This window comes from Kribbella lupini, from assembly GCF_039529595.1.
In the GTDB taxonomy this organism is placed as follows: domain Bacteria; phylum Actinomycetota; class Actinomycetes; order Propionibacteriales; family Kribbellaceae; genus Kribbella; species Kribbella lupini.
On the sequence record NZ_BAAANC010000002.1, the window covers coordinates 2,299,496 to 2,320,545 of the forward strand.

At 69.5% G+C, this 21,050-nt stretch carries 17 protein-coding genes; 8 read left to right on the forward strand and 9 right to left on the reverse strand.

Features of this window, described 5'->3' with window-relative positions; genetic code table 11:
• The first annotated feature begins 51 nt into the window (after window positions 1-51).
• Window positions 52-2,310: a transglycosylase domain-containing protein gene (locus ABD235_RS24300; protein WP_344177866.1), complete on the forward strand. Its 2,259-nt coding sequence runs from the start codon at window positions 52-54 to the stop codon at window positions 2,308-2,310.
• A gap of 100 nt (window positions 2,311-2,410) precedes the next feature.
• Window positions 2,411-3,601 carry a mannosyltransferase family protein gene (locus ABD235_RS24305; protein ID WP_344177867.1) on the forward strand — a complete coding sequence of 397 codons (1,191 nt, stop codon included), beginning with the start codon at window positions 2,411-2,413 and terminating at the stop codon, window positions 3,599-3,601.
• On the opposite strand, the gene ABD235_RS24310 is transcribed toward ABD235_RS24305, so the two are convergent.
• On the reverse strand, window positions 3,602-4,915 hold the full coding sequence (locus ABD235_RS24310; RefSeq protein ID WP_344177869.1) for a transglutaminase domain-containing protein: 1,314 nt from the start codon (window positions 4,913-4,915) through the stop codon (window positions 3,602-3,604).
• Window positions 4,916-5,057: 142 nt separating this feature from the next.
• Window positions 5,058-5,708 (reverse strand): CGNR zinc finger domain-containing protein, encoded by a 651-nt coding sequence (locus ABD235_RS24315; RefSeq protein ID WP_344177871.1) that lies wholly within the window; start codon window positions 5,706-5,708, stop codon window positions 5,058-5,060.
• A gap of 31 nt (window positions 5,709-5,739) precedes the next feature.
• Here ABD235_RS24315 and ABD235_RS24320 point away from each other — a divergent pair, with 31 nt between their 5' ends.
• Window positions 5,740-6,966, forward strand: coding sequence for an MFS transporter (locus ABD235_RS24320; RefSeq protein WP_344177873.1), 1,227 nt, complete (start codon window positions 5,740-5,742; stop codon window positions 6,964-6,966).
• Here the strand turns inward: ABD235_RS24320 and ABD235_RS24325 are convergent.
• The 5 genes from ABD235_RS24325 to ABD235_RS24345 form a co-directional block, all read right to left on the reverse strand.
• On the reverse strand, window positions 6,957-10,916 hold the full coding sequence (locus ABD235_RS24325) for a GH92 family glycosyl hydrolase (protein ID WP_344177875.1): 3,960 nt from the start codon (window positions 10,914-10,916) through the stop codon (window positions 6,957-6,959). The genes ABD235_RS24320 and ABD235_RS24325 overlap by 10 nt on opposite strands.
• A 261-nt stretch (window positions 10,917-11,177) precedes the next feature.
• Window positions 11,178-11,909, reverse strand: a complete 732-nt coding sequence (locus tag ABD235_RS24330) for a methyltransferase domain-containing protein (protein ID WP_344177878.1) — start codon at window positions 11,907-11,909, stop codon at window positions 11,178-11,180.
• A 54-nt stretch (window positions 11,910-11,963) separates the two neighbouring features.
• The gene (locus ABD235_RS24335; RefSeq protein ID WP_344177882.1) at window positions 11,964-12,965 is read right to left on the reverse strand and encodes an alanine racemase; all 1,002 of its coding nucleotides are present in this window, start codon (window positions 12,963-12,965) and stop codon (window positions 11,964-11,966) included.
• A gap of 4 nt (window positions 12,966-12,969) precedes the next feature.
• Window positions 12,970-14,100, reverse strand: a complete 1,131-nt coding sequence (locus ABD235_RS24340) for a lipid II:glycine glycyltransferase FemX (protein WP_344177884.1) — start codon at window positions 14,098-14,100, stop codon at window positions 12,970-12,972.
• Between the two features lie 85 nt (window positions 14,101-14,185).
• Window positions 14,186-15,508, reverse strand: coding sequence for a glycoside hydrolase family 27 protein (locus ABD235_RS24345; protein WP_344177886.1), 1,323 nt, complete (start codon window positions 15,506-15,508; stop codon window positions 14,186-14,188).
• 73 nt (window positions 15,509-15,581) lie between these two features.
• On the opposite strand from ABD235_RS24345, the gene ABD235_RS24350 reads away from it, so the two are divergent.
• From ABD235_RS24350 to ABD235_RS24360, 3 genes are read left to right on the forward strand one after another with little or no spacing between them, the layout of a single operon-like run.
• Entirely contained in the window at window positions 15,582-16,295 is a 714-nt protein-coding gene (locus tag ABD235_RS24350; RefSeq protein WP_344177888.1) for an SDR family NAD(P)-dependent oxidoreductase, read from the forward strand.
• Window positions 16,296-16,328: 33 nt separating this feature from the next.
• Entirely contained in the window at window positions 16,329-17,543 is a 1,215-nt protein-coding gene (locus tag ABD235_RS24355) for an MFS transporter (RefSeq protein WP_344177890.1), read from the forward strand.
• 22 nt (window positions 17,544-17,565) lie between these two features.
• Window positions 17,566-17,964: a hypothetical protein gene (locus tag ABD235_RS24360; RefSeq protein ID WP_344177892.1), complete on the forward strand. Its 399-nt coding sequence runs from the start codon at window positions 17,566-17,568 to the stop codon at window positions 17,962-17,964.
• A gap of 7 nt (window positions 17,965-17,971) precedes the next feature.
• On the opposite strand, the gene ABD235_RS24365 is transcribed toward ABD235_RS24360, so the two are convergent.
• On the reverse strand, window positions 17,972-18,775 hold the full coding sequence (locus ABD235_RS24365; RefSeq protein ID WP_344177895.1) for a deoxyribonuclease IV: 804 nt from the start codon (window positions 18,773-18,775) through the stop codon (window positions 17,972-17,974).
• 34 nt (window positions 18,776-18,809) lie between these two features.
• On the reverse strand, window positions 18,810-19,307 hold the full coding sequence (locus ABD235_RS24370; RefSeq protein WP_344177897.1) for an Lrp/AsnC family transcriptional regulator: 498 nt from the start codon (window positions 19,305-19,307) through the stop codon (window positions 18,810-18,812).
• Window positions 19,308-19,401: 94 nt separating this feature from the next.
• Between ABD235_RS24370 and ABD235_RS24375 the strand changes: the two genes are divergently transcribed.
• Together ABD235_RS24375 and rpsF are read left to right on the forward strand one after the other, a co-directional pair.
• The gene (locus tag ABD235_RS24375) at window positions 19,402-20,565 is read left to right on the forward strand and encodes an MFS transporter (RefSeq protein WP_344177898.1); all 1,164 of its coding nucleotides are present in this window, start codon (window positions 19,402-19,404) and stop codon (window positions 20,563-20,565) included.
• A gap of 177 nt (window positions 20,566-20,742) precedes the next feature.
• Window positions 20,743-21,033, forward strand: coding sequence for a 30S ribosomal protein S6 (rpsF, locus tag ABD235_RS24380; protein ID WP_344177900.1), 291 nt, complete (start codon window positions 20,743-20,745; stop codon window positions 21,031-21,033).
• The last annotated feature ends 17 nt before the right edge of the window (window positions 21,034-21,050 follow it).

Consider the following 21,050-nt stretch of genomic DNA (forward strand, 5'->3'; position numbering starts at 1 on the left):
CCCTCTAGTCTGGGGGGCAATGACTTCAGCGAGATCGTCGAGGACTGGACAGTGAGTGAAGCTCGTCGCAAGGCCGCCCCGTCTCGTGCGCGCCGCAAGAAACACTGGGCGCTGCGGGTCCTCGGGTGGTTGCTGGCACTGTTCTTCCTGGGCGTGATCGGGGCCGCGGCCACCTTCTTCATCGGGTACCAGACGACGGACATCCCGGACCCGAACAAGCAGTTCCAGATGAACACCACGACGGTGTACTACTCGGACAACAAGACGGTGCTGGGCAGCTTCTACGACCAGAACCGTCAGTCGGTGCCGCTGTCGCAGATTCCGAAGACCGTCCAGGACGCCGTCATCGCGGCCGAGGACCGGACGTTCTGGACCAACCCCGGCGTCTCACCGTCCGGGATGGCCCGCGCGGCGTTCAACATTGCCCGCGGCAAGCAGCTTCAGGGTGGTTCGACGATCACCCAGCAGTACGTGAAGATCATGTACCTCACGCAGGAGCGGACGTTCTCCCGCAAGTTCTCCGAGCTGTTCATCGCGACCAAGCTGAGTCGCCAGACGGACAAGAAGGAGATCCTTGAGGGGTACCTGAACACCATCTACTTCGGTGAAGGTGCGTACGGCATCAGTGCCGCGGGTGATGCGTACTTCAGTGAGCCGAACCCGCAGAAGCTAGGCCCCGAGAGGGCCGCCTTCCTGGCCACCGTGCTGAACAACCCGAGTTGGTTCGACCCGGACAAGCCGGCAGCGCAGCAGCGGATTCTCGAGCGGTACCGGTACGTGCTGGACGGGATGAGGCTCGGCGGCACGATCACCCAGGCGCAGTACGACAAGATGAGCAAGCAGGTGCCGACGCTCGACAAGAAGGAGAAGAGCCCCCGGTTCAAGGGGACCAAAGGTTACCTGTTGGCCATGGCCAAGGAAGAGCTGGACAGCCTCGGCTACACGCCTGAGGAGATCAGCGGTGGCGGGCTCCGAGTGGTCACGACCTTCGACATCGGCAAGCAGAACGAGGCGGTTCGCGCGGGCGTCAACGAGCTCCCCGAGAAGCGGAAGGACCTGCATGTCGGGCTCGCGTCGGTGCGGCCTGGTACCGGCGAGTTGGTGGCCATGTACGGCGGCCCCGACTTCCTCAAGAGCGAGCTGAACTGGGCCCGGTTGCGCGCCCGCCCCGGCTCCTCGTTCAAGCCGTTCGCCGTCGCCGCGGCGTTGAAGGACGGCCGCAGCCTGTACGACACGTTCCAGGGCGACAGCCCGATCGAGGTCCAGGGCAAGGAACTGAACAACGAGTTCGACAACGACTACGGCGAGGTGGACCTGATGAAGGCCACCAAGCTGTCGATCAACACCGCGTTCTACGACCTGGTCGACAAGCAGATGGAAGACGGCCCGAACAAACTGGTGGACGCGGCCGAGGCTGCGGGGATCCCGAAGACCACGGCGCTGGAGAACGACCGCAACAACCCTTCGACCGTGCTGGGCCCGAACGCCTACGCCTCACCGATCGACATGGCCAACGCCTACGCGACGTTCGCCGCCGGTGGGATGTACACGCCGGTGCACACGATCAAGTCGGTCAAGTCGCCGGGCAACGCCAAGAACTTCAAGCAGGAAGACAAGTACAAGCCGGAGCGCAAGTTCGACAAGGTGATCGCCGACCAGGTCAACCTGGCACTGAAGGGCGTGACCGAGGACGGCGGCAGCGGCGAGCGCGCGCAGAAGCTCGACCGTGAGGTGGCCGGCAAGACCGGTACGGCGGGTGGTGTGGCGGTTGAGCACCGGGCCGCGAACGCCAAGTGCGACGGCTGCAAGGACGGCGACGACACACTGACCTCGTGGTGGACCGGCTACACGCCCCAGCTGTCGACCTCGGTCCTCTACCGCGCCGGCAAGACCGGTGAAGGCGACCTCGACCCGTTCAGCGACGACAAGGCGTTCTTCGGTGGCAACTGGCCGCTGAAGACCTGGCTGGCCTACATGGAGCCGGCGCTCGGCAGCTCCGAAGAGGTCAAGTTCGACGAGCCGGACCCCGACGCGTTGAACAGCCCGACGCCGACGTACACGCCGCCGCCGACGACGGAGACGCCGACCAACACCCCGACGAGCCCGCCGCCGAGCACGCCGAACAGCCCGCCGCCGTCGTCGCCACCGAGCACGCCGAACAGCCCGCCGCCGAGCACGCCGAACGACCCGAAGCCGAGCAAGCCGACGAAGCCGACCCGGCCGCCGATCACCTTCCCGACCGGCCCGAACGACCCACCGGGCGGCGAAGAAGGCGGCGCCGAGGACCCGGGCGACGGCAGCAACCAGTAGCTCCTGGACCGCACCCTTCGGGGTGCGGTCCAGCTGCGTTCAGGCCCGGGTCTGTGGACGGAGCTGAGCCGGTTCAGTAGCGATGGGGCACGATGGGGGTGTGTTCGAGCGGACAGCGGGGGAGCAGCCCAAGCGGGCTCGGCGGGCCCGGGATACGGGTGCTGCCGGGATTCGGCAGTGGTTGCCTGAGCAGCTGAGCCGGGAAGCGCTCGGCTGGTGGTTGGTCACGCGGGCGGGGATCTTCCTGCTTGCGCTTTCCGCCCCGATGCTGTTCAACCGTGGCGACACCTACCCGGACGTCTGGCGGGCCTGGTGGCAGTGGGACGTCTGGCATTTCAAGGCGATCGCGGAGTTCGGCTACGCGAACGGCGAGCCGTCCGGCGCGCCGCTGGCGGCGTTCTTCCCCGGACTGCCGGTGCTGATGCGGGCGGCCAGCTGGCTCGGCATCGGGTACGTCGGCGGCGGCGTGCTGGTGTCCGCGATCGCGAGCGCTGTCGCCGGGGTCTGGCTGGCCAAGCTCGCCCGGTACGAGTTCCCCGAGCTGCGCGACTTCGGTCCGACGGCGGCGCTGGTCTGGTTCACCGCGCCGGTCGGCGTCTTCCTGGCCGCGCCGTACACCGAGGCCCTGTTCTGCGCGTTCGCGTTCCCGGCCTGGCTCGCGGCCCGGCAGGGACGGTGGGCGCGGGCCGCGATCCTGGTGGCGCTCGCGTCGACGGTCCGGGTATCGGGGTTGTTCCTGATCTTCGCGCTGTGCGTCGAGTTCGTCACCTCGAAGAAGCGGGACTGGCGGTCGCTGCCCTGGCTGGCGCTGCCCGCCGTACCGGTGCTCGGCTTCATGGCGTACCTGAAGCAGATCCACGGCTCCTGGTTCGCATGGCAGGACGCGCAGGAGAAGGGCTGGGCGCGGGAGTTCACCTGGCCGTGGACCTCGATCGTCCACACCTTCGAGGCCGCGACCAAGGGCCACTTCTCGGCCGACCGGACGGACTGGACGTGGATGTTCCGGGCCGAGCTGGTCGCACTGCTGGTCGGACTGCTCCTGCTGGCCTGGCTGCTCTGGCGTCGCTCCTGGGGCGAGGCCGCCTGGGTCGGGGCGACGGTGGCCGCGTTCGTCACGTCGTACTGGGTGTACTCGCTGACCCGGGCCACGCTGCTCTGGTGGCCGCTGTGGATCGGGCTGGCCGTGCTGCTGCACCGGAGACCCTGGCTGGGCCGGTTCTACCTCGGGTTGGCGATACCACTGGCCGCCATCTGGGCCGCGGCCTTCTTCACCGGCCGCTGGGCCGGCTGACTACCGCACCACGTAGGCGAACCGCTGCGAAGCCGTCTCCCCGTACGGCGTGACGACGGCGACGCCCAGCTCGTGCTCACCCGGCGTCAGGTCCAGCGCCCACTCGGCGGCGTCGATCGTCTCGTCGGCCAGGTGCAGCCGGATGCCCACGCCGTACGGGTGGAAGTGCTCGAACCGGACCACGGGCCGCGACACCGTCCCGCCGAGCCCGGTCGCGAGCGCGGACAGCCGCGGGTACGCCGGGCCGCCGTCCCGGACGAGCCGGGCCGTCTCGATCACGCGCGAGCCCTGGAACAGTGGCGCGAACGGCTCAGCCGTCCAGGTGACGCCCGTCGTGGTCGCCGAGCCGAAGTACGTGAACCAGGCCGCCGCCTGCGCCACGTTGACCGGCCCGACGAAGCGAGGTGGGCTGTCGAGCGCCAGCAGCTCCTGCACGCCCAGCGGCGTACCGGCGTCGTCGGCCCAGTACGAGCCGTTCTGCCCGTCCAGGACGACCCAGCGGTCCAGCTCGTCGATCCATGCCTCGCTGACGACGTGGCCGCGCCCGACTCCGATGTGGTGCGCCGGCTGGCGCAGGTCGACGCGGCGCGACGGAATCCGTACGGCGTTGAGCGCCTGGCTCAGCACGATCGAGTACTCGGCGCAGGCGAACCGCTCGCCGGCGTCCACCCGCTGCAGCACGGTCAGCGCATCCGGGTCGTCCACGTGGTCGTTCGCGTGCCGCCAGCTCTGGTGGACCCACTCCAGCAACCGGCGGGCGGTCGCCCAGGCCGACTGCGATGGCGCCGGCAGTCGCTTCAGCAGACCCTCCCGGCGCTCGGCTGCGATCGTGTACAGCTCCAGCGGCAGCGCCGGAGCCGCATCAGGCCAGTCGGTCAGCTCCAGCGAAGGCAGCGGCACTGGGCCGAGTATACGCCGCTCCAGCGACGGCCACGCACTCTCAGCCCCGAACACCTTCTCCAGCTCACCGTCGAACAGCTCCGGCTGGCTGAATCCACCCGCAACCGCCTCCTCGAGCAGCGCCAAGGCATCCGGCGAGCCCAGCCGAGCAGCCGCGAGCGCCGCGCCAGGTGCCCACAGGTGAATCCACCACTCGGCGTCGCCGCGCAGCTCGGGCACCAGCCCGAGAAGCTCCTCGTGGCGGCCCTCCCGCAAGCACCGTTCCGCCCGCAGCCGCAGCCTGGCGAGTTCACGGCGTCCGGCGGTTGCTTTCCTGCCGGAGCTCGGCGCCGCGAGATGCCCGGAGGATCGCTCGGCCCCCGGGTCGTCCAGCGACTCGGCCATCCCCGCCCCCATCTCGCGATTCGGACTCATGAACTCCTAGGCAACCTATCCGGCACCTCGTTCGTCAGTACGAGTGGAAGGGGTGGCAGGCCGGGCGGGGTCGCCACCCCTCCCTTCTCCGTGAACACACGTCCGGCGGAGCCTCTCAGGGGCAGGTTCCGCCGGATGGTGTTCATCCGGTCTGACCGGTAGCTCGCGCGCGGCGGCTGGCCGTCAGGCGGCGCGCCTTCGCGGTCGAGCCGCAGTCGGCCATCGCGCACCACCGCCGGGTGCCGTTCCGGCTGTGGTCGAGGAAGAGGAACCCGCAGCCACCCTCCTCGACCGGGCACTCCTTGAGCCGGCTGGTGTCGGCCGTGGTCAGGAAGTCCACGGCGATCCGCGCGAGCCGGTCCGGGATGACCTGCGCCGGCGTGATGCCGACGTCGAGCCGAACGGTGGCACCATCCAGGACCAGTGCCGACCGCGCCGAAGCGGCGGCCCAGTGCAGGTTCAGGTTCCCCACCGCCACGCTCGGATCCAGCGCGGCCTCAGATACACCAAGCCGGTGAGCAAGCAGCGCGTACGACGCCTCGCGCACCTCCAGCGTGGCGCGCAGCGCCTGCTGGCCGGAGCCGGGGGCAGCGCTCCACGCCGCCTCGACCGCGGCGGCCTCGGCGACGTCGATCAGCTCGATCCGTTGAGCCCACTCGAGAAGGTCGGCTGGTTCGGCCAGGTACTCGTGCCGGTCCGCGACCGCCGGCCGCCGAGGCGCGACGGTGTTCACCAGATCGAGGGTCAGATGTCCTCCGACGATCCGCAACGGGGGATTGTCCTCAGCTGCCATACCTGAGATGCTACCACCGTAAAGCCTTACGATGGAATCACTCGATCAGGAGGTCGCCATGGCCGACGTACGGCGGGCCAACACCACACTGGTAGCGCTCGCGATCGGAGCCTTCGTCTACGTCACGAGCGAGGTCCTGCCGATCGGGCTGCTCACGGTGATCGCCGACGACCTCGGCCGATCCCGGTCGGAGATCGGCCTGCTGGTCACCGGGTACGCCGCGGTCGTGGTGCTGATGTCCGTGCCGATGACCAAAGCGACCCAGCGGGTTCCGCGAAGGTTCCTGATCACCACGAGCCTCGGCCTGCTCGGCCTCGGGCTGATCGCCGCCGCGCTGGCGCCGAACTTCGCCGTACTGCTGCTCTCCCGCCTGATGGCCGCCCTGTCGCAGTCGCTGTTCTGGTCGGTGGTGGCCTCGACGGCGACCGGACTCTTCCCGCCCGAGGTCCGCGGACGGGCGCTGGCCCGGATGGGGATCGGCAACGCGCTCGCGCCGGTGCTCGGCGTACCGGCCGGGACCTGGCTGGGGCAGCAAGCCGGCTGGCGGACCGCGATGTTCGTGATGGCCGGACTCACGCTGGCCACCGCGGCCGTCCTCCGGGCGTTGCTGCCGTCGACCGCGCGCAAGGACGACGCGGTCACCCGCGGCACGACGCCGGACGCCCGGCGGTACGCACTGCTGGTCGCGGCGACCGCCGTGGCGGTGGCCGGAGCGATGACCACCTACACCTACGTGACGCCGTTCCTGCTCGACGTGAGCGGTTTCCGGCCGCAGTCGCTCGGGCCGCTGCTGGCGGTGATCGGTCTCGCCGGCGTCATCGGCACGCTGGTCGTCGGCGCTCTCCTCGACCGCTATCCACACGGCGCCCTGGTTGCCGCGGTGGGCGTGATGACCACGGCCCTGGCCGGGCTGGCGGTGCTGGGCGCAGTCCAGCCGGCGGCGGTCGCGCTGCTGGCGCTGATGGGGCTGGCGTTCAGCGCCTTCGCGTCCGCCGTGGGCCACACGACCCTGCTGATCGCGCCGGGCAGTACCGATCTGGCCTCAGCAGGCAGTAGTTCGGCCTTCAACGTGGGCATCGCCGCCGGATCCCTGCTCGGTGGGCTGCTCATCACCCACCGGGGTACGGCGAGCGTCGCACTGGTCGGCGGTGCGCTTGCGGCCGTTGCACTCGCCGGCCTGCTGGCCGAACCGAAGCTGCGGCGTACCGCCCCGGCGGAGCCACTGATGTGTGGCTCCGCCGGATCGGATCAGCCGTAGTTGCGCTCGATCGACGCTGACGGCGTCGGGGTCGGCTTGGACTCCGCCACCCGCTTGTCGCTCGGGTGCGTGCCCGCCTCGATGCCCTTCAGCGTGCCGAGCAGCTCCAGCTCGGACAGCGTCACCCCGGTCGCACCGGCCGCGGGCGTGAGCACCAGCCGGTACTGGGTGTACGTCTTCGGCTGAGCCACGCTGAACGACCGCGTGTACGACGGGAAGGCCCACGTCTGCCCCGACCGCTTGTCCACGGTCGTCCACTTCGTCCCGTCGTTCGAGCCCTCCAACGTCCAGCCCGAGGGCGCGGCGCCGGTGGTCCCGCTGGTCAGCGTGTACATCGTCACCGGACGACCCTGCTGCAGCGTGACGGTCACGGTCGGCGTAGCGCCGGTCAGCGTGACCTGCTGCTTGGAGTCGTTGTCGGTCAGCGCGGACACGTCCACGCCGCCGGCCGCGGTGACCGCGCCCTCGTCCTCGGTCGAGTCCCGCCAGGTCTTCGGGTCCTCACCGGGCTTGGTGATCGACGGCGGCGCGTCGTTGCGGCCGGTGCCCCAGCTCGACGGCTGGTCGGTCATCTCGAACTCGATCTTGCCGCCCTGGGCGATCAGGTCGTGCGGCAGCGCGGTCGAGGACCACTTCTTGCCGTTCACCTTGACGCCCTTGACGTAGATGTTCTTCGCGCTGTTCTTCGGCGCGCTGACCACCAGCTTCTTGCCGCCCGGCAGGTTCACCGTCGCCTTGGTGAACAGCGGCGAACCGATCGCGTACGACGGCGAGCCGACCTGCAGCGGGTAGAACCCGAGCATGCTGAACAGGTACCACGCCGACATCTCGCCGTTGTCCTCGTCGCCCGGGTAGCCCTGCCCGATCTCCGAGCCCAGGTACAGCCGGCTCAGCACCTCGCGCACCTTCTCCTGCGTCTTCGACGGCTGCCCGGCGAAGTCGTACATGTAGGCGATGTGGTGCGACGGCTGGTTCGAGTGGCCGTACTGGCCCATCCGGACGTCGCGCGCCTCGAGCATCTCGTGGATCGTGCCGCCGTACCCGCCGACGTGCGTGGCGTCCTCGGGCGTGGCGAAGAACTCGTCGAGCTTCTTGGCCAGCCCCTCGCGGCCGCCGTACAGGGCGGCCAGGCCGGCGCCGTCCTGCGGGGTCGAGAAGGCCATGTTCCAGGCGTTGGTCTCGGTGTAGTCGTGACCCCAGTCGCGCGGGTCGAAGGTGGTCGGGGAGTTGCCCCAGACGCCGTCCGCGTCCTTGCCCTGGAAGAAGCCCAGCGCCGGGTCGAACAGGGTCACGTAGTTGCGGGCCCGGTTCAGGTAGTAGTCGTAGTTGTCCAGGTACTCCTGCTTGCGCGGGTCGTTCTTCTTCGCCGCGTCGTACAGGGCCTTGGACATGTTCGCGATGCCGTAGTCGTTGATGTAGCCGTCCATCGACCAGCTGAAGCCCTCGGCCGTGGAGTTGGCCGTGTAGCCGTTGAACGTCGAGCGGTCGAGGCCCTTGCGGCCGACGTTCTCCGTCGGCGGGCGGGCGGCCGCGTTCTTCAGCGCCGCGTCGTACGCCGCCTGGACGTCGATGCCCTTGATGCCCTTGAGGTAGGCGTCGGCGAACGCGACGTCCGAGCTGGTGCCGACCATCAGGTTCGCGTAACCCGGCGAGGACCAGCGCGAGATCCAGCCGCCGTCCTTGTACTGCTGGACGAAGCCGTTCACCAGGTCGTCGGCGGTGTCCTGCGCGAACAGGCTGTACGCCGGCCAGACGGTGCGGTAGGTGTCCCAGAACCCGTTGTTCACGTAGGTCTGCCCGGCCACCAGCTTCGAGCCGGTCGCGGTCGGGGTGTCCGCGCCGACCTTCGGCGAGACCGGCGACGCGTAGGTGATCACCGGCTTCTTCGCCGTACCGGTGTTCTCCGAGCCGTTGTTCGGGTAGAGGAACAGGCGGTACAGGTTCGAGTAGAGCGAGTGCAGCTGGTCCGCGGTGGCACCCTCGACCTCGATCGTGCGCAGCTTGGCGTCCCAGAGCTTCTGCGCCGCCGACTTCACCTTGTCGAACTTGCTGTCCGCGCCGAGCTCGAGCTCCAGGTTCTTCTTCGCCTGCGCGGTCCCGATCAGCGAGGTGGCGATCCGCAGCTGGACCTGCTGGACGTCCTTGCCGAAGCTGAAGTAGCCACCGACGTTCGCGCCGCCACCGTCGGCAAGCTTGCCGGAGGCAACGACCTTCTGGTCGACCACGCCGTACACGAACAGCCGGCCGGCGCCGGTCGACAGCCCGCTCTTCACGTCGCTGAAGCCGGTCACGACGCCGGTCTCCGGGTCGAGCGTCAGACCGCCGTTGTTGTTGGCGTTGTCGAAGACCAGCGACGCCTGGCCCTTCGGGAAGCTGAACCGCAGCATCGCCGCGTGGTCGGTCGGAGCGACCTCGAGCGCGTTGCCGTTGTCGAAGGTGACGCCGTAGTAGTACGGCCGGGCCACCTCGTTGTCGTGGCTGAACGCCCAGGCCCGGGCCTCGCGGTCCGCGGTCGGGGTCGCCGCCGTCGACGGCATCACCTGGAAGGTCTGCCGGTCACCCATCCACGGGCTCGGCTCGTGGCTGATCGACAGCGCCTGGATCTCCGGCTTGTTCTGCTCGTTGTTGCCCTTGGCGTAGTCGTACAGCCAGGACGTCGAGCCGGCATTGGTCACCGGCGTCCAGAAGTTGAAGCCGTGCGGTACGGCGGTCGCCGGGATGTTGTTGCCCCGGGAGAAACCGCCGGTCGCGTTGGTGCCGCGGGTCGTGATCGCGAGCTCCGACGGGTGCTTCGCGGCGGTCTTGCGGGCGGCGTCGTCCGGGTTCTCCGCCTTCGCGATCCGGACGTCGTCGATCCAGCCGCGGAAGTCCGCCGGGCCCTCGGGCTTGTCGTAGCCGACCAGGATCCGCTGGACGGTCTTGCCGGCGGCGTACTTGCCGAGGTCGGCCTCGATGTTGTTCCACTGGTTGGTGGACAGGCCCTTGCCCTCGCCCTGGCCGCGCGGGCTGAGGCCGAACCCGTGGTGGTCCTTGGCCTTCAGGTCGCTCAGGTAGGTCCCGTCCGAGAAGGCCAAGTCGACCGCCGCGTACGTGCTCGGGTAGCTGAGGTCGCCCTCGACGTGCTCGGGGAAGATCTTGTACGACAGCCGGGTGTCCTTGCCGACCTTGAGGTCGACGTCGGCGATCTTGTTCCAGGTGTAGCCGCGACCTTCGGCGGTCTGGTGGCCGGCGTACCGGAAGGACTTCACGCCGGTGAAGCCGGTCCGGGCCCGGGCGTTGTACGCGCTGGTCGGGCCGGAGTCGAGCCGCGACTCGGCCACCTCACCAGGAGGCGGCAGCGGGGCGCCGTTGGACAGGTACCAGTCGGCGAGCTGGACGATGTCCTCGCCGTGGTTCAGCGTGATGTCGAGCTTGAAGTGCGTGTACGCCGTCTCGTTCGCGACGGTGTACTCCTTGGTCTGGAACCGGTTCTCGAACGACTCGCCGGTGCGGGTGTCGAGCACGGTCCAGGTCTGGCCGTCGTTCGAGCCGGACACGGTCCAGTTCTGCGGGTCGCGGCCGTCGGCGTCGTTGGCCGAGGTCAGGGCGTACTTGCGCAAGGTGACCGGGGCGGACGTCTGGTAGGTGAGCCAGCCGGTCGGCTCGAAGACCAGCCACTTGGTGAACTTGTCCCCGTCGGCGACATTGCTGGCAATCTCACCGCCGCCGGTGTTCTCGCCGTTGGCGGTCACCTGGGTGACCTTGTCCATCTCGCTGCCGCCGATCCCGGTCGGCGTCGGTCCTTCGACGCCGTCGGTGCGGGGTTTCCCGTCCGGCCCGGTCTCGACCGTGTCGGTGTAGCCGGGCTGCGGCTGCCCGGGCTCGAAGGAGGTGAAGTAGGAAGCACCACTCACCACAGGCTGCTGGTTCGCCTGGGCGGAGGTGGCAACGGAGGCGCTCGCTGACGTCATGGCAGACATTGTCACAACAAGCCCCAGAGACGTGACGAGCCCCAGTGGGCGGCGGAGTTTCATCTCGGCTCCTTGCACGGCAGAAAGTGCCCGCCGAACGCGAGCACCCTGGTGGTCACGCGGCCCCGATGACAAGGTTGTCAGCCCGCGTCCGCAGTGATCCTCCCCATCACGTCACGCCGGGTCAAGACCTCGTCGCACTGAGTTCCACAAGTTACCGCTCACCAGCGGCGTCGCGCCGTCCGGCAGACCTGTGTGTCGTCAGCGGGTGGCGGCCACCAGCAGCGTCGGCAGTACGGCGAGGAAGCGGTCGCGCCGCGCGCGGTCGTGCTGCTCGGCCAGCCAGCCGTCGGCGTCGTCGCGCGTGATCAGCGCCCGGTCGACAGCCGCGGCGGCGGCCATCTCCAGTTGCTCGGCCATCACGTCGTGACCGGTCACGACCTGGTTGTGGACCACCACCTCCGGGTCGTGAAAGCCGGTGTCGAGCAGCCAGTCGCGGAAGCTCCGGGCGGCCCGCGGGGCGACCGAGCGGGACTCCAGCCCGAGCAGGATCACGTCGGTCAGGTCCTGGTCGCTGCTGTCGATCAGCAGGAACCCGTGGTCCTGCCCGGCGAGTACTGCTCGACCGCCGGGCCGTAGTACGCGGTACGCCTCGGCGAGCGTCGGCTGCGGGTCCTCGAGCAGGTGGAAGAGCCGGGCCGCGCGGTAGCCGTCGACGGATCCGTCCGCCAGCGGCAGCTCGTCGGACCGTGCCACGTGAAACATCGCGCCCGGGATCCGCGCCGAGGCGACGGCGATCGCGGCCGGATCGCTGTCGACCCCGATCGTCTTCACCCCGGCGTCGACCAGCTCGGCCGCGGCATGACCGCAGCCGCAGGCGACGTCGACCAGCGTCTGGCCCGGGGCGAGGTCCAGCAAGCGGTAGGACTCGGCGCGGAGTTCGACCGCACCGGGCGTCTGCTCGATCCGGTCCAGGAAAGTCGGTTCAGCCATGCGACCACGGTGCAACTTCAGGTGCACCTGAAGTCAACACCCGCACTGACCGGATCAGTCCATCGACACCTTGTCGAAGATCGTGGTGGTGTAGCGGACGTCGACGCCGACCTCGTCGCCGACGGCCGGCGGCGCCACCGAGGACGGCAGGAACAGCATGCTGGCCTGCATGTGCGGCGGTTCGGCGAACCAGCGCTGCTTGCCCTCGATCGTGAACGGCGACAACGCCATCCCGGCCGCGTCCAGGCTGCCCTTGGCCACCGCGATCGCGCGCTGCCGGACGCTGGCGGCCGCGGTCGGCGCCTCCAGGCCGACGCCGTGCGCCGTACCGCCGGAGACGACCAGGATGTGGCCGTCGCCGGTCACCCGGCGCTGGCGGTAGCCGACGCGCTCGCCGCGGCGTACCGAGTGCACGTCGAGCACCGTCGCGCGGACGGTGAACGCGCCACGGTCGCCCAGCCACAGGCCGGTGCCCATCCGGAGCTTCACGTTGTCGCCGATGTCGGCCAGCTTCTGCGCCGGCACGTGCGACACCCACAGCGGACCCTGCCGTACGGCGCGCGCCTGCTTGCCGAGCTCCGCGGCTTCACGGATGTTGGCCGACGTCCCGCCGGCGCCCATCGGGAAGTGCAGCGACCAGCCCTCGAACTTGATCCGGTCGAGCGCGTTCAGCAGCATCGTGTGGCGCAGCTCGCGGGCGCCGATGCCGTGCCGCCGCATCGAGGTCTGCACCTCGATCAGCACCCGGCTGCCGGCCGGGATGGAGACCAGATCGGCCAGCCGGCTGACCGTGTGGATCACGTTCTTGCCCTGCGGAACCTCCAGGAACGAGCGCCACGGCGAGAGCACCACGACGTCGTCCTTGGAGTCCGGCGGGACCTCGTTGTACGTGCCGACCGCGACGGTCTTCGCGCCGAGCGCGCGCGCCTCGGCCAGCAACCGCGGGTTGCCCACGCCGTACCCGTTGCCCTTGGCCACCGGGATGATGTCGGCGTTCCACGTGGAACGGAGATGGTCGCGCCACCGATCGGAGTCGATGTGCAGGGTCAGGGGCATGGTGTCAACGCCGTCTCATGTAGAGGTCGAATGCGGTGTAGAGCGCCTTGTTCAACGGCAGATCCCACTCACCGACGTACTCGACGGCCTCGCCGCCGGTGCCGACCTTGAACTGGATCAACCCGACGTGCGGGTCGTTCGGGTCCAAGGTGTCGGTGATGCCCCGTAGGTCGTACACGGTCGCGCCCGCGGAGAGCGCGTCCGACATCATCCGCCACTGGATCGCGTTCGATCCACGGACGTCCCGCTTGGCGGTCGAGCTGGCCCCGTAGGAGTACCAGGAGTGACCGCCGACCCGGACCCAGATCGTCGAGGCGACCAGGTCCCCCTCGTGGTAGGCGTTGTAGAGCCGGAAGTCGCAGACGTCGGCCGGCTGGTGGGCCATCGCCGCCTGCATCTTGACGAAGTACGGCAGCGGCCGCGGCGTGAAGTGGTCCCGCTCGGCGGTCTCGACGTACAGCTGGTGGAAGGCCTTCAGGTCCTCCGGCGTCCCGAGGGTGACCTCGACGCCGAGCTTGTCGGCCTTCTTGATGTTGCGGCGCCAGAGCTGGTTCATGCCCTTGAGCAGGTCCTCCTGGCTGCGGCCGGCCAGCGGCACCTGGAAGACGTACTGCGGCTGACCGGCGGCGAACCCCTCGCCGACCCGCGGCGCCTTCCAGCCCAGTGCCCGCAGCTGCGCCGCGACGGTCGCGCCGGACGGCTCGATCACGTCCGGGCGGACGTCGCCGAGCTTCGGCTGCTGGCCGCCGGCGATCGCGTCCTTGACCGTCTTCGCGGTCCAGCGCCGGGTCGCGACCGGCGGACCCATCCGCAGACCGAACGCGCCCTGCTCCGCCGCGTGCGCCGCGAGCGGGCGCAGGAAGCGGCCGAGGTCGATCGCGTCCCAGTCGATCACCGGGCCCTCGGGCAGGTAGGCCAGGTAGCGCTTCACCTTCGGCATCTGCCGGTACAGGACCAGCGCGACACCGACCAGCTGACCCGGGTTCGCCGGATCGAACCAGCCGAGCGACTCGGCCTTCCACTCGCTCTTCACCGCCGCCCAGCCCGGGGTCTGCAGGAAGCTCGCCGACGGCTGCGCCGCCAGGTAGGCGGCGTGCTCGTCGGCCGAGATGGTCCGGATGCTCAAGTCACTCACGGTCGGTCAGGTTACCGGGCGGGAGCGCTAGACCGTAGCCGAGCGGACACATCCGCACGCTGAACTCGCTCCCACCCGGTCGGCGTCAGCCGATCCTGATCAGCCGAGAGCCGTGCGCCGGCACGTCCTCGGCGGTCCAGCTGTTCCAGGCGATGCCCAGGTTCTTCCGCGCCACCAGGTCGCGGACGCCGCGCAGCCGACCGGTGCCGAGCGCCTTGAAGTCGACCTTGATGTCGGCCGGCGCGGAGCCGAGGTTGTACACCGCCGCGTACGTCTTGCCGTGCACGACCTTCTTCCAGACCTGCAGCTCGCCGCCGGTGATCCGGGTCGGCAGTACGGCGGACTGGTCGAGCGCGATCACCTCGGGGTTGGTGAGGATGCCGACCGCCTGGTCGTCGATGTGCTGGAGGTCACCGCCGACGTACAGGGGAGACGACGCCATCGACCAGAACGTCATCACCGACTGCCGCTCGACATTGCTGAGGCCGTCCTGCAGCCCGGTGCCGGTGTTGTTGACGATCGGCATCGAGTCGAGGTCGCCGAGGTAGTCCTTGCGAAGGTACGGCAGCCAGTTCGGCAGGTCCTCCCAGCGGTTGTCGACCGAGCTCTCCCACGTCGCCGTGGTGTCGCAGTAGCACTCGACGTCGGTGTCGATCCGGACGCCGTTCACCGACGGCCGCAGGCCCTCGGCGGCGGCGAGGTCGACCGGCCAGGCGCTGCCGCTGAGCCAGATCTTCCGGCCGGACTTGTCGATCGCCTTCGAGTACGCCGCCATCTCGGCCACGCTCGACGGCAGGATCCCGTCGATCTTGAGGAAGTCGATGCCCCAGGAGGCGAACTTCTTGACGACGGAGTCGATGTAGGCCTGAGCGCACGGCTTGGTGTAGTCGATCATCCAGTTGTCGCCCCACTTGTTCGCCGTGGTCAGCGGCAGGACGGTGATCTGCTGGACGGTGCAGCTCGTGCCCGCGATCGGCACGTTCTGGTCGTAGATCTTCTTCTCCAGGCCGATCGCGCCGTAGATGCCGAGCTTCAGGCCCTTGCCGTGCACGTAGTCGGCGACCGGCTTGATGCCGTTCGGGAAGCGGACCGGGTCGGCGCTCGGGATGCCGTTGGCGTCGCTGTTGGCCTGCCAGTCGCCGCGGGTCTTGCTCCACTCGGCGTCCAGGTTGATGTAGCGGTACCCGGCCGGCTTGAGCTTGGCGGCCATCGTGTCCGCGGTCTTCTTGATCCGGGCCTCGTCCATCCAGTCGCCGCCGTAGCCCGGCGCCTTGGTCGAACCGATGCTCCAGCTGCTCCAGCCCATGAAGGGCTGAGGGTGCGGGGCCTTCGCCTCAGCCGGCGCCGCGACGGCGAAGGCCAGCAGCGGGGCGAGTGCTGCGAAACTGACTACTATTCGGAGGGTCATCCTTCGAACCTATTGTCATTACTTAACCGTGGCAACAAATACCCGCCTGTCGGGTTTCCCTAGGGTGGCGGGCATGACTGTTGCGTTGGTGACCGGGTCGGCGTCGGGGATCGGGGCAGCCGTGGCGCGGCGGTTGGCCGCCGAGGGGATGACCGTGGTCGTGCACTCGCGAAGCAGCCGGGACGCGGGGGAGGCGCTGGCGGCGGAGCTCGGCGGGAGCTACCTGCAGGCGGATCTGGCGGACGACGAGCAAGCCGCGGGGCTGGTGCCCGCGGTGCTGGCGGCGTACGGGCGGCTCGACGTACTGGTCAACAACGCGGGGATCAGCTGGCCGGTGCCGCATGCCGAGCTCGACGGGTTGACCGCGGCGGACTGGCGCAAGGTGCTCGACGTGAACCTGATCGCGCCGTGGTTGCTGTGTACGGCGGCACTGCCGGCCTTGCGGGAAGCCGGGGGCTGCGTCGTCAACGTGACCAGCCACGCCGGCGTACGGCCGAAGGGCAGCTCGATCGCGTACGCCGCGAGCAAGGCGGCGCTGAACCACGTCACCAAGCTGCTCGCGGCAGCCCTCGGGCCGGAGGTCCGGGTGAACGCCGTCGCGCCCGGCCTGGTCGACACTCCACTCACGGCGACGTGGACGGAGGCCCAGGAGCTGTGGAAAACCCGCAGCCCGATGGGCCGCGCCGCCCAGCCCGAAGACGTCGCCGACCTGATCGCCGCCGTCATCGCCAACCAGTATCTGACCGGCGAAGTCATCCTGCTCGACGGCGGCCTCAACCTCCGCTGACGTTCTGTCGGCGGCGGCTCCTACGATCACCGGATGCCGTCGCTGGGTGTGGACTTCCGTCGTCTCTGGATCGCCTACACCGTGAGCGCCGCGGGTAGCGCGGTCGGCTTCGGCGCGCTGCCGCTGATCGCGGTGCTCGTGCTCGACGTCAGCACCTTCCAGGTCGCGTTGCTGGCGGCTCTGTCGGCGGTCGCCGGCGCCGCGCTCGCGCTGCCGATGGGGGACTTCATCGAGCAGCGGCACAAGCGCCCGGTGATGATCGCCGCGGACCTCGTGCGGTTCGCTGTACTGATCAGCATCCCGATCGCCGCCGCGCTCGACGTGATGACGTACGCGCAGCTCTGCGTCGTCGGCATTCTGCACGCCGCCGCGCTGATCGCCTTCACGGCGGCGAGCGGCGCGCACCTGAAGGCGCTGGTCCCAGCCGAGCAGCGCGGTACGGCGAACGCACGGTTCGAGCAGACCACCTGGATCACGCTGAGTGTCGGCCCGCCGGTCGGTGGTGCGCTGATCGGGCTGATCGGCGCGACGTTCACGCTCGCACTCGACGCGATCTCGTTTCTCCTGTCGGCGTTCGGCATCAGCCGGATCCGCCACCCGGAGCCGGTGCCCGCCGCGCGGCACGAGAGGCGCGACCTGACGGCGGGCTGGCGCTACATCTGGCGGCACCGAGGATTGCGGGTGCTGTTCCTGAACTCGCAGCTCTTCGGCGGGCCGGTGATGCTGACCTCGCCGCTGCTGTCGGTGTTCATGCTCCGCGATCTGGGGTTGCCGCCCTGGCAGTACGGCCTGGTGTTCGGGTTGCCGTGTGCGGGTGGCGTGCTGGGCGCTTGGCTGGCGCCGCGGTTCACCGCGCGGCTCGGGCTGCACAGGATGCTGCTGGTGTTCGGCGTACTGCGCGCGCCCTGGGTGCTGCTGCTCCCGCTGGCGACGCCGGGGCTCGACGGGCTGCTCGTGCTGATCGTCGCGGAGACCCTCATCATCACCGCGGCCGGCGCGTTCAACCCGTCGTTCGCGACGTACCGGATGCAGGTCACCGACGACGGCCACATGGCCCGGGTCTTCACCGCCTGGTCGATCACCTCGCGGGCCGTGCAGCCGGCGTTCATGGCGGTCGGCGGCGTGCTGGCCGGGCTGATCGGGATCCGGCTGACGTTCCTGGTCGCGGGGATCTGCTGCCTGGCCAGCGCCTTCGTCCTGCCATGGCGGAGTGCGGCTCACGCCGAGCCAGTGCCGGAGACGGCCTGAGCGTTGCGGTACGGTCCGGCGCATGGCGGATGCCGAACCGACGACCGATCGCACCAGCACGTTCTACTGGGTGTGCGCGGTCGCGTGCCTGCTGACCGGCGTCTTCCTGGTCGCCGACGTCGCCCAGTCGAGCAGTCGCTACACCGCGACCGCCTGGGTCGGGGTCGCGCTGGCCGCCGTACTGATCCTGGGGCTGACCGCCCTGTACGCCGCCTGCGCGCGTGGGCGCGTCGACCTGCGCCAGGTCCTGGCCGGCAACTTCACGCTGTTCCACGCCTCGACCATCGCCGTGGTCGCCGCGGTCGGGGCCGACATCCTGATTCCCGACCGCGACACCGGCGCGCTCGCGCTGCTGCTGCCGTTCGGCATCACGTACTGGCTCTACAACCTGAAGCCCGCCGAGCCCGAGGCCAAGCCGTAGCCCTGTCTCAGGTGAGGTGGGCCCGCAGGTAGTCGAGGTCGGCCTTCTGGCCGTTGTCCGCGTTCGGCGTCTCGACGACGACCGGCGCGCCGGCGGCCTTCACCACCGCGACGATGTCGGCCGGGTCGATGTGCCCCTGCTCGAAGTTGCTGTGCCGGTCGGCGCCGGACCCGAACTCGTCCCGGGAGCCGTTGGCGTGCACCAGGTCGATCCGGCCGGTGATCGCGAGCACCTTCTCGACGATCGTCGGAAGCTCCTCGCCGGCCGCGTGGAAGTGGCAGGTGTCCAGGCAGAAGCCGACGTTCTCCAGCCGGTCGTTGCCCGAGGCCTGCACCGCCTCCCACAGCCGCTCGATCCGCTCGAGCTGGCGGGCCATCGCGTTCTCGCCGCCGGCGGTGTTCTCGATCAGCAGCGGCACCGGCAGCTCGGCCCGCTCGATGCACTTGCGCCAGTTGTCGAAGCCGGCCTCGGGGTCGTCCTCGTCGCCGACGTGCCCGCCGTGCACGATCACGCCCTTGACGCCGATCTCGGCGGACTTGTCCAGCGTCTGCTGCAGCAGCTTGCGGCTCGGGATCCGGATCCGGTTGTTCGTGTTCGCCACGTTCAGCCGGTACGGCGCGTGCACGTACAGCGCGACGCCGGCGGCCTCGGCCCGCTCGCGCAAGGCCTCCTCGCCGTCGGCGTACGCCAGCTTCGGCGCCTTGTAGTCCTGCGGGTTGCCCAGGAAGAACTGCACCAGGTCGGCGCCCCGGTCGGCCGCCTCGGCCAGCGGGTCTTCCTGATCGACGTGCGCCCCAAGCTGAAAACTCATGGCACCACCCTAGAACCGGGCACCGACAACTCCGTCACGACCAGCCCGCCGACCGCGTCACCGGCCGGGCGTCGGAGGCCGGTGGCTGGACCGGGCGCCCCTCGAACTCCGTCGACAGCACGACGTGCGTGTTGAGCTCGCCGTGCTCCCCGAGCCGCTCGAACAGTCCCTCCAGGTGCAGCATGGACGCGACCCGGACCCGCAGCATCGTGCAGGAGTTGCCGCTCAGCTTGTGGATCTCGAGCACCTCGGGGAAGTCCTCCGAGCGGGTCGTCTTCAGCAGACAGCGCCCGGTCGTGCAGCGCATCTGGACGAACGCCGACAGCGGCTGTCCGGCACGCGCCGGATCGACCTCGGCGCGGTAGCCGGCGATCACCCCGGACTCCTCCAGTCGCCGGACTCGGTCGGCCACCGCCGGCGGCGACAGGTTCACCCGCTTGCCGAGCTGGTTGTACGACAGCCGGCCGTCGGCCTGCAGCTCCGCCAGGATCTGCCAGTCGGTCGCGTCCAGGTTTCGCTCCTGAAAGGTCATCTGTCCAGAACACCTTCGACATCGTCGGTCGACAAGCCCCAACACCTTGCTTCGTCCATTCTTCGGCGGCGCCGGCCTTTCTAGCGTTGACGGCATGCTGATTCCCGTCGTTGTCGGCGCCGCGCTGATGAACGCCGCGATGGTCGCCGCGAGCGCGGTGAGCACGATCCTGATCGCCTCCGACCTGTCGGCGGGGCTGGCCGGTCTGCCGAACACCGCGGGAGTTCTCGGTACGGCGGCCGGCGCCGTGGCGGTCGGACGATGGAGTGCTCGGTACGGCCGAGCACAGGCGTTGCGGACCGGCTACGGCATCGCTGTCGCGGGTGCGGCCCTCACCGTGCTGGCCGCTGTCGGAGCGCCGGTGCTCCTGCTGTTCGCCGGCATGTTCCTGCTCGGCGCCGGGAACGCGGCCAGCCTGCTGTCCCGGTACGCCGCGGCCGACGCCGCTGCACCCGCGAGGCGTGCAGCCGCCATGGGCACTGTCGTCTGGGCCAGTACGGCGGGCGCGGTCGGCGGGCCCTTCCTGCTCGAACCAGCTCAGACCGCTGCCACGTCGGCCGGCCTTCCGGCGTTGTCCGGGCCGTTCCTGCTGGCCGTGGTGGCGGCGTTCTCGGCGCTGCTCGCCGCCAGCCGGATCCGCCCGCAGCAGGCCGTCGCGGTCGAACGTGCACCTGACCTGTCGACTCCTCGTCTGCCGGTGGTCGCGGTCGGCGTGATGCTCGTCGGCCACCTGGTCATGGTCGCGATGACGACGTCGGTACCGGTCCACGCCCACCACCAGGGGCAGAGCCTCGGCGCACTCGGCCTGATGCTGTCGTTCCACACGCTCGGCATGTTCGCGCTGTCGCCGGTCACCGGCTGGTGGATCGACCGGTCCGGCCCGCGGCCGGTGATGCTGGCCGGCCTGCTGACCGTGACGGTTTCGGCGACCGCGATGACGGTGCACGGCCCGGCGTTCACCGTCGTGCTGTTCCTGCTCGGCTGGGGCTGGAACCTCTGCTACCTGGGTGGCAGCGCCGCGCTCCGGGCGTCGGCCACCTCACCGGCCACCGCGTCGAGGCTGGAGAGCAGGGCCGAAGCGTGGGTCTGGACGGTCGCCGCGCTGGCCACGGCCGCGTCGACCGGGGTGTTCGCCGAGGGTGGGTTCCGCCTGTTGTCCACAGGCTCGGCGGTGATCGCGCTGCCGTTGCTCGTGGTGCTTACCCGGCGACGTACGGTGAGATCCGCGGTGCGGGACCCGGAGTGCGTCCGCCGCTGAGGCCTGTGGATATGGTCAGGAGGCGGTCCCGTCGCTGGTATTCTTCTGGTGTGGCCCGGTCCATCGACCGGGCTGCTTGCTTGGGTTCGGCGGCAATTGCCGGGCCCGGGTGTTCGCATCGCCCTCCTGCCACGGAGAGACCGTGGCCGCCAAGTCCGAAGGAGGTGGAGTTCGCGCATGCGTCGTTACGAAGTCATGGTGATCCTCGACCCGGAGCTCGAAGAGCGCACTGTTGAGCCGTCGCTCGACACGTACCTGAACATCGTCCGCAAGGAAGGTGGAACGGTCGAGAAGCTCGACATCTGGGGTCGTCGCAAGCTCGCTTATGACGTGAAGAAGAAGGCCGAGGGCATCTACGCCGTCATCGACCTGACCGCCGAGCCGGCTGTGGTGAAGGAGCTCGACCGTCAGCTCACGCTGAACGAGTCGATCCTGCGCACCAAGGTCATCCGGCCGGACCAGCACTGACCCCTGGGGTCGTCAGC

Coding starts and splice junctions, on each gene's coding strand:
- ABD235_RS24365 (WP_344177895.1), bottom strand. CDS start 18,775: ATGAGTTTTCAGCTTGGGGCGCACGTCGATCAGGAAGACCCGCTGGCC.
- ABD235_RS24375 (WP_344177898.1), top strand. CDS start 19,402: ATGCTGATTCCCGTCGTTGTCGGCGCCGCGCTGATGAACGCCGCGATG.
- rpsF (WP_344177900.1), top strand. CDS start 20,743: ATGCGTCGTTACGAAGTCATGGTGATCCTCGACCCGGAGCTCGAAGAG.
- ABD235_RS24330 (WP_344177878.1), bottom strand. CDS start 11,909: ATGGCTGAACCGACTTTCCTGGACCGGATCGAGCAGACGCCCGGTGCG.
- ABD235_RS24315 (WP_344177871.1), bottom strand. CDS start 5,708: ATGGCAGCTGAGGACAATCCCCCGTTGCGGATCGTCGGAGGACATCTG.
- ABD235_RS24320 (WP_344177873.1), top strand. CDS start 5,740: ATGGAATCACTCGATCAGGAGGTCGCCATGGCCGACGTACGGCGGGCC.
- ABD235_RS24360 (WP_344177892.1), top strand. CDS start 17,566: ATGGCGGATGCCGAACCGACGACCGATCGCACCAGCACGTTCTACTGG.
- ABD235_RS24370 (WP_344177897.1), bottom strand. CDS start 19,307: ATGACCTTTCAGGAGCGAAACCTGGACGCGACCGACTGGCAGATCCTG.
- ABD235_RS24355 (WP_344177890.1), top strand. CDS start 16,329: ATGCCGTCGCTGGGTGTGGACTTCCGTCGTCTCTGGATCGCCTACACC.
- ABD235_RS24310 (WP_344177869.1), bottom strand. CDS start 4,915: ATGAGTCCGAATCGCGAGATGGGGGCGGGGATGGCCGAGTCGCTGGAC.
- ABD235_RS24325 (WP_344177875.1), bottom strand. CDS start 10,916: ATGACGTCAGCGAGCGCCTCCGTTGCCACCTCCGCCCAGGCGAACCAG.
- ABD235_RS24345 (WP_344177886.1), bottom strand. CDS start 15,508: ATGACCCTCCGAATAGTAGTCAGTTTCGCAGCACTCGCCCCGCTGCTG.
- ABD235_RS24350 (WP_344177888.1), top strand. CDS start 15,582: ATGACTGTTGCGTTGGTGACCGGGTCGGCGTCGGGGATCGGGGCAGCC.
- ABD235_RS24335 (WP_344177882.1), bottom strand. CDS start 12,965: ATGCCCCTGACCCTGCACATCGACTCCGATCGGTGGCGCGACCATCTC.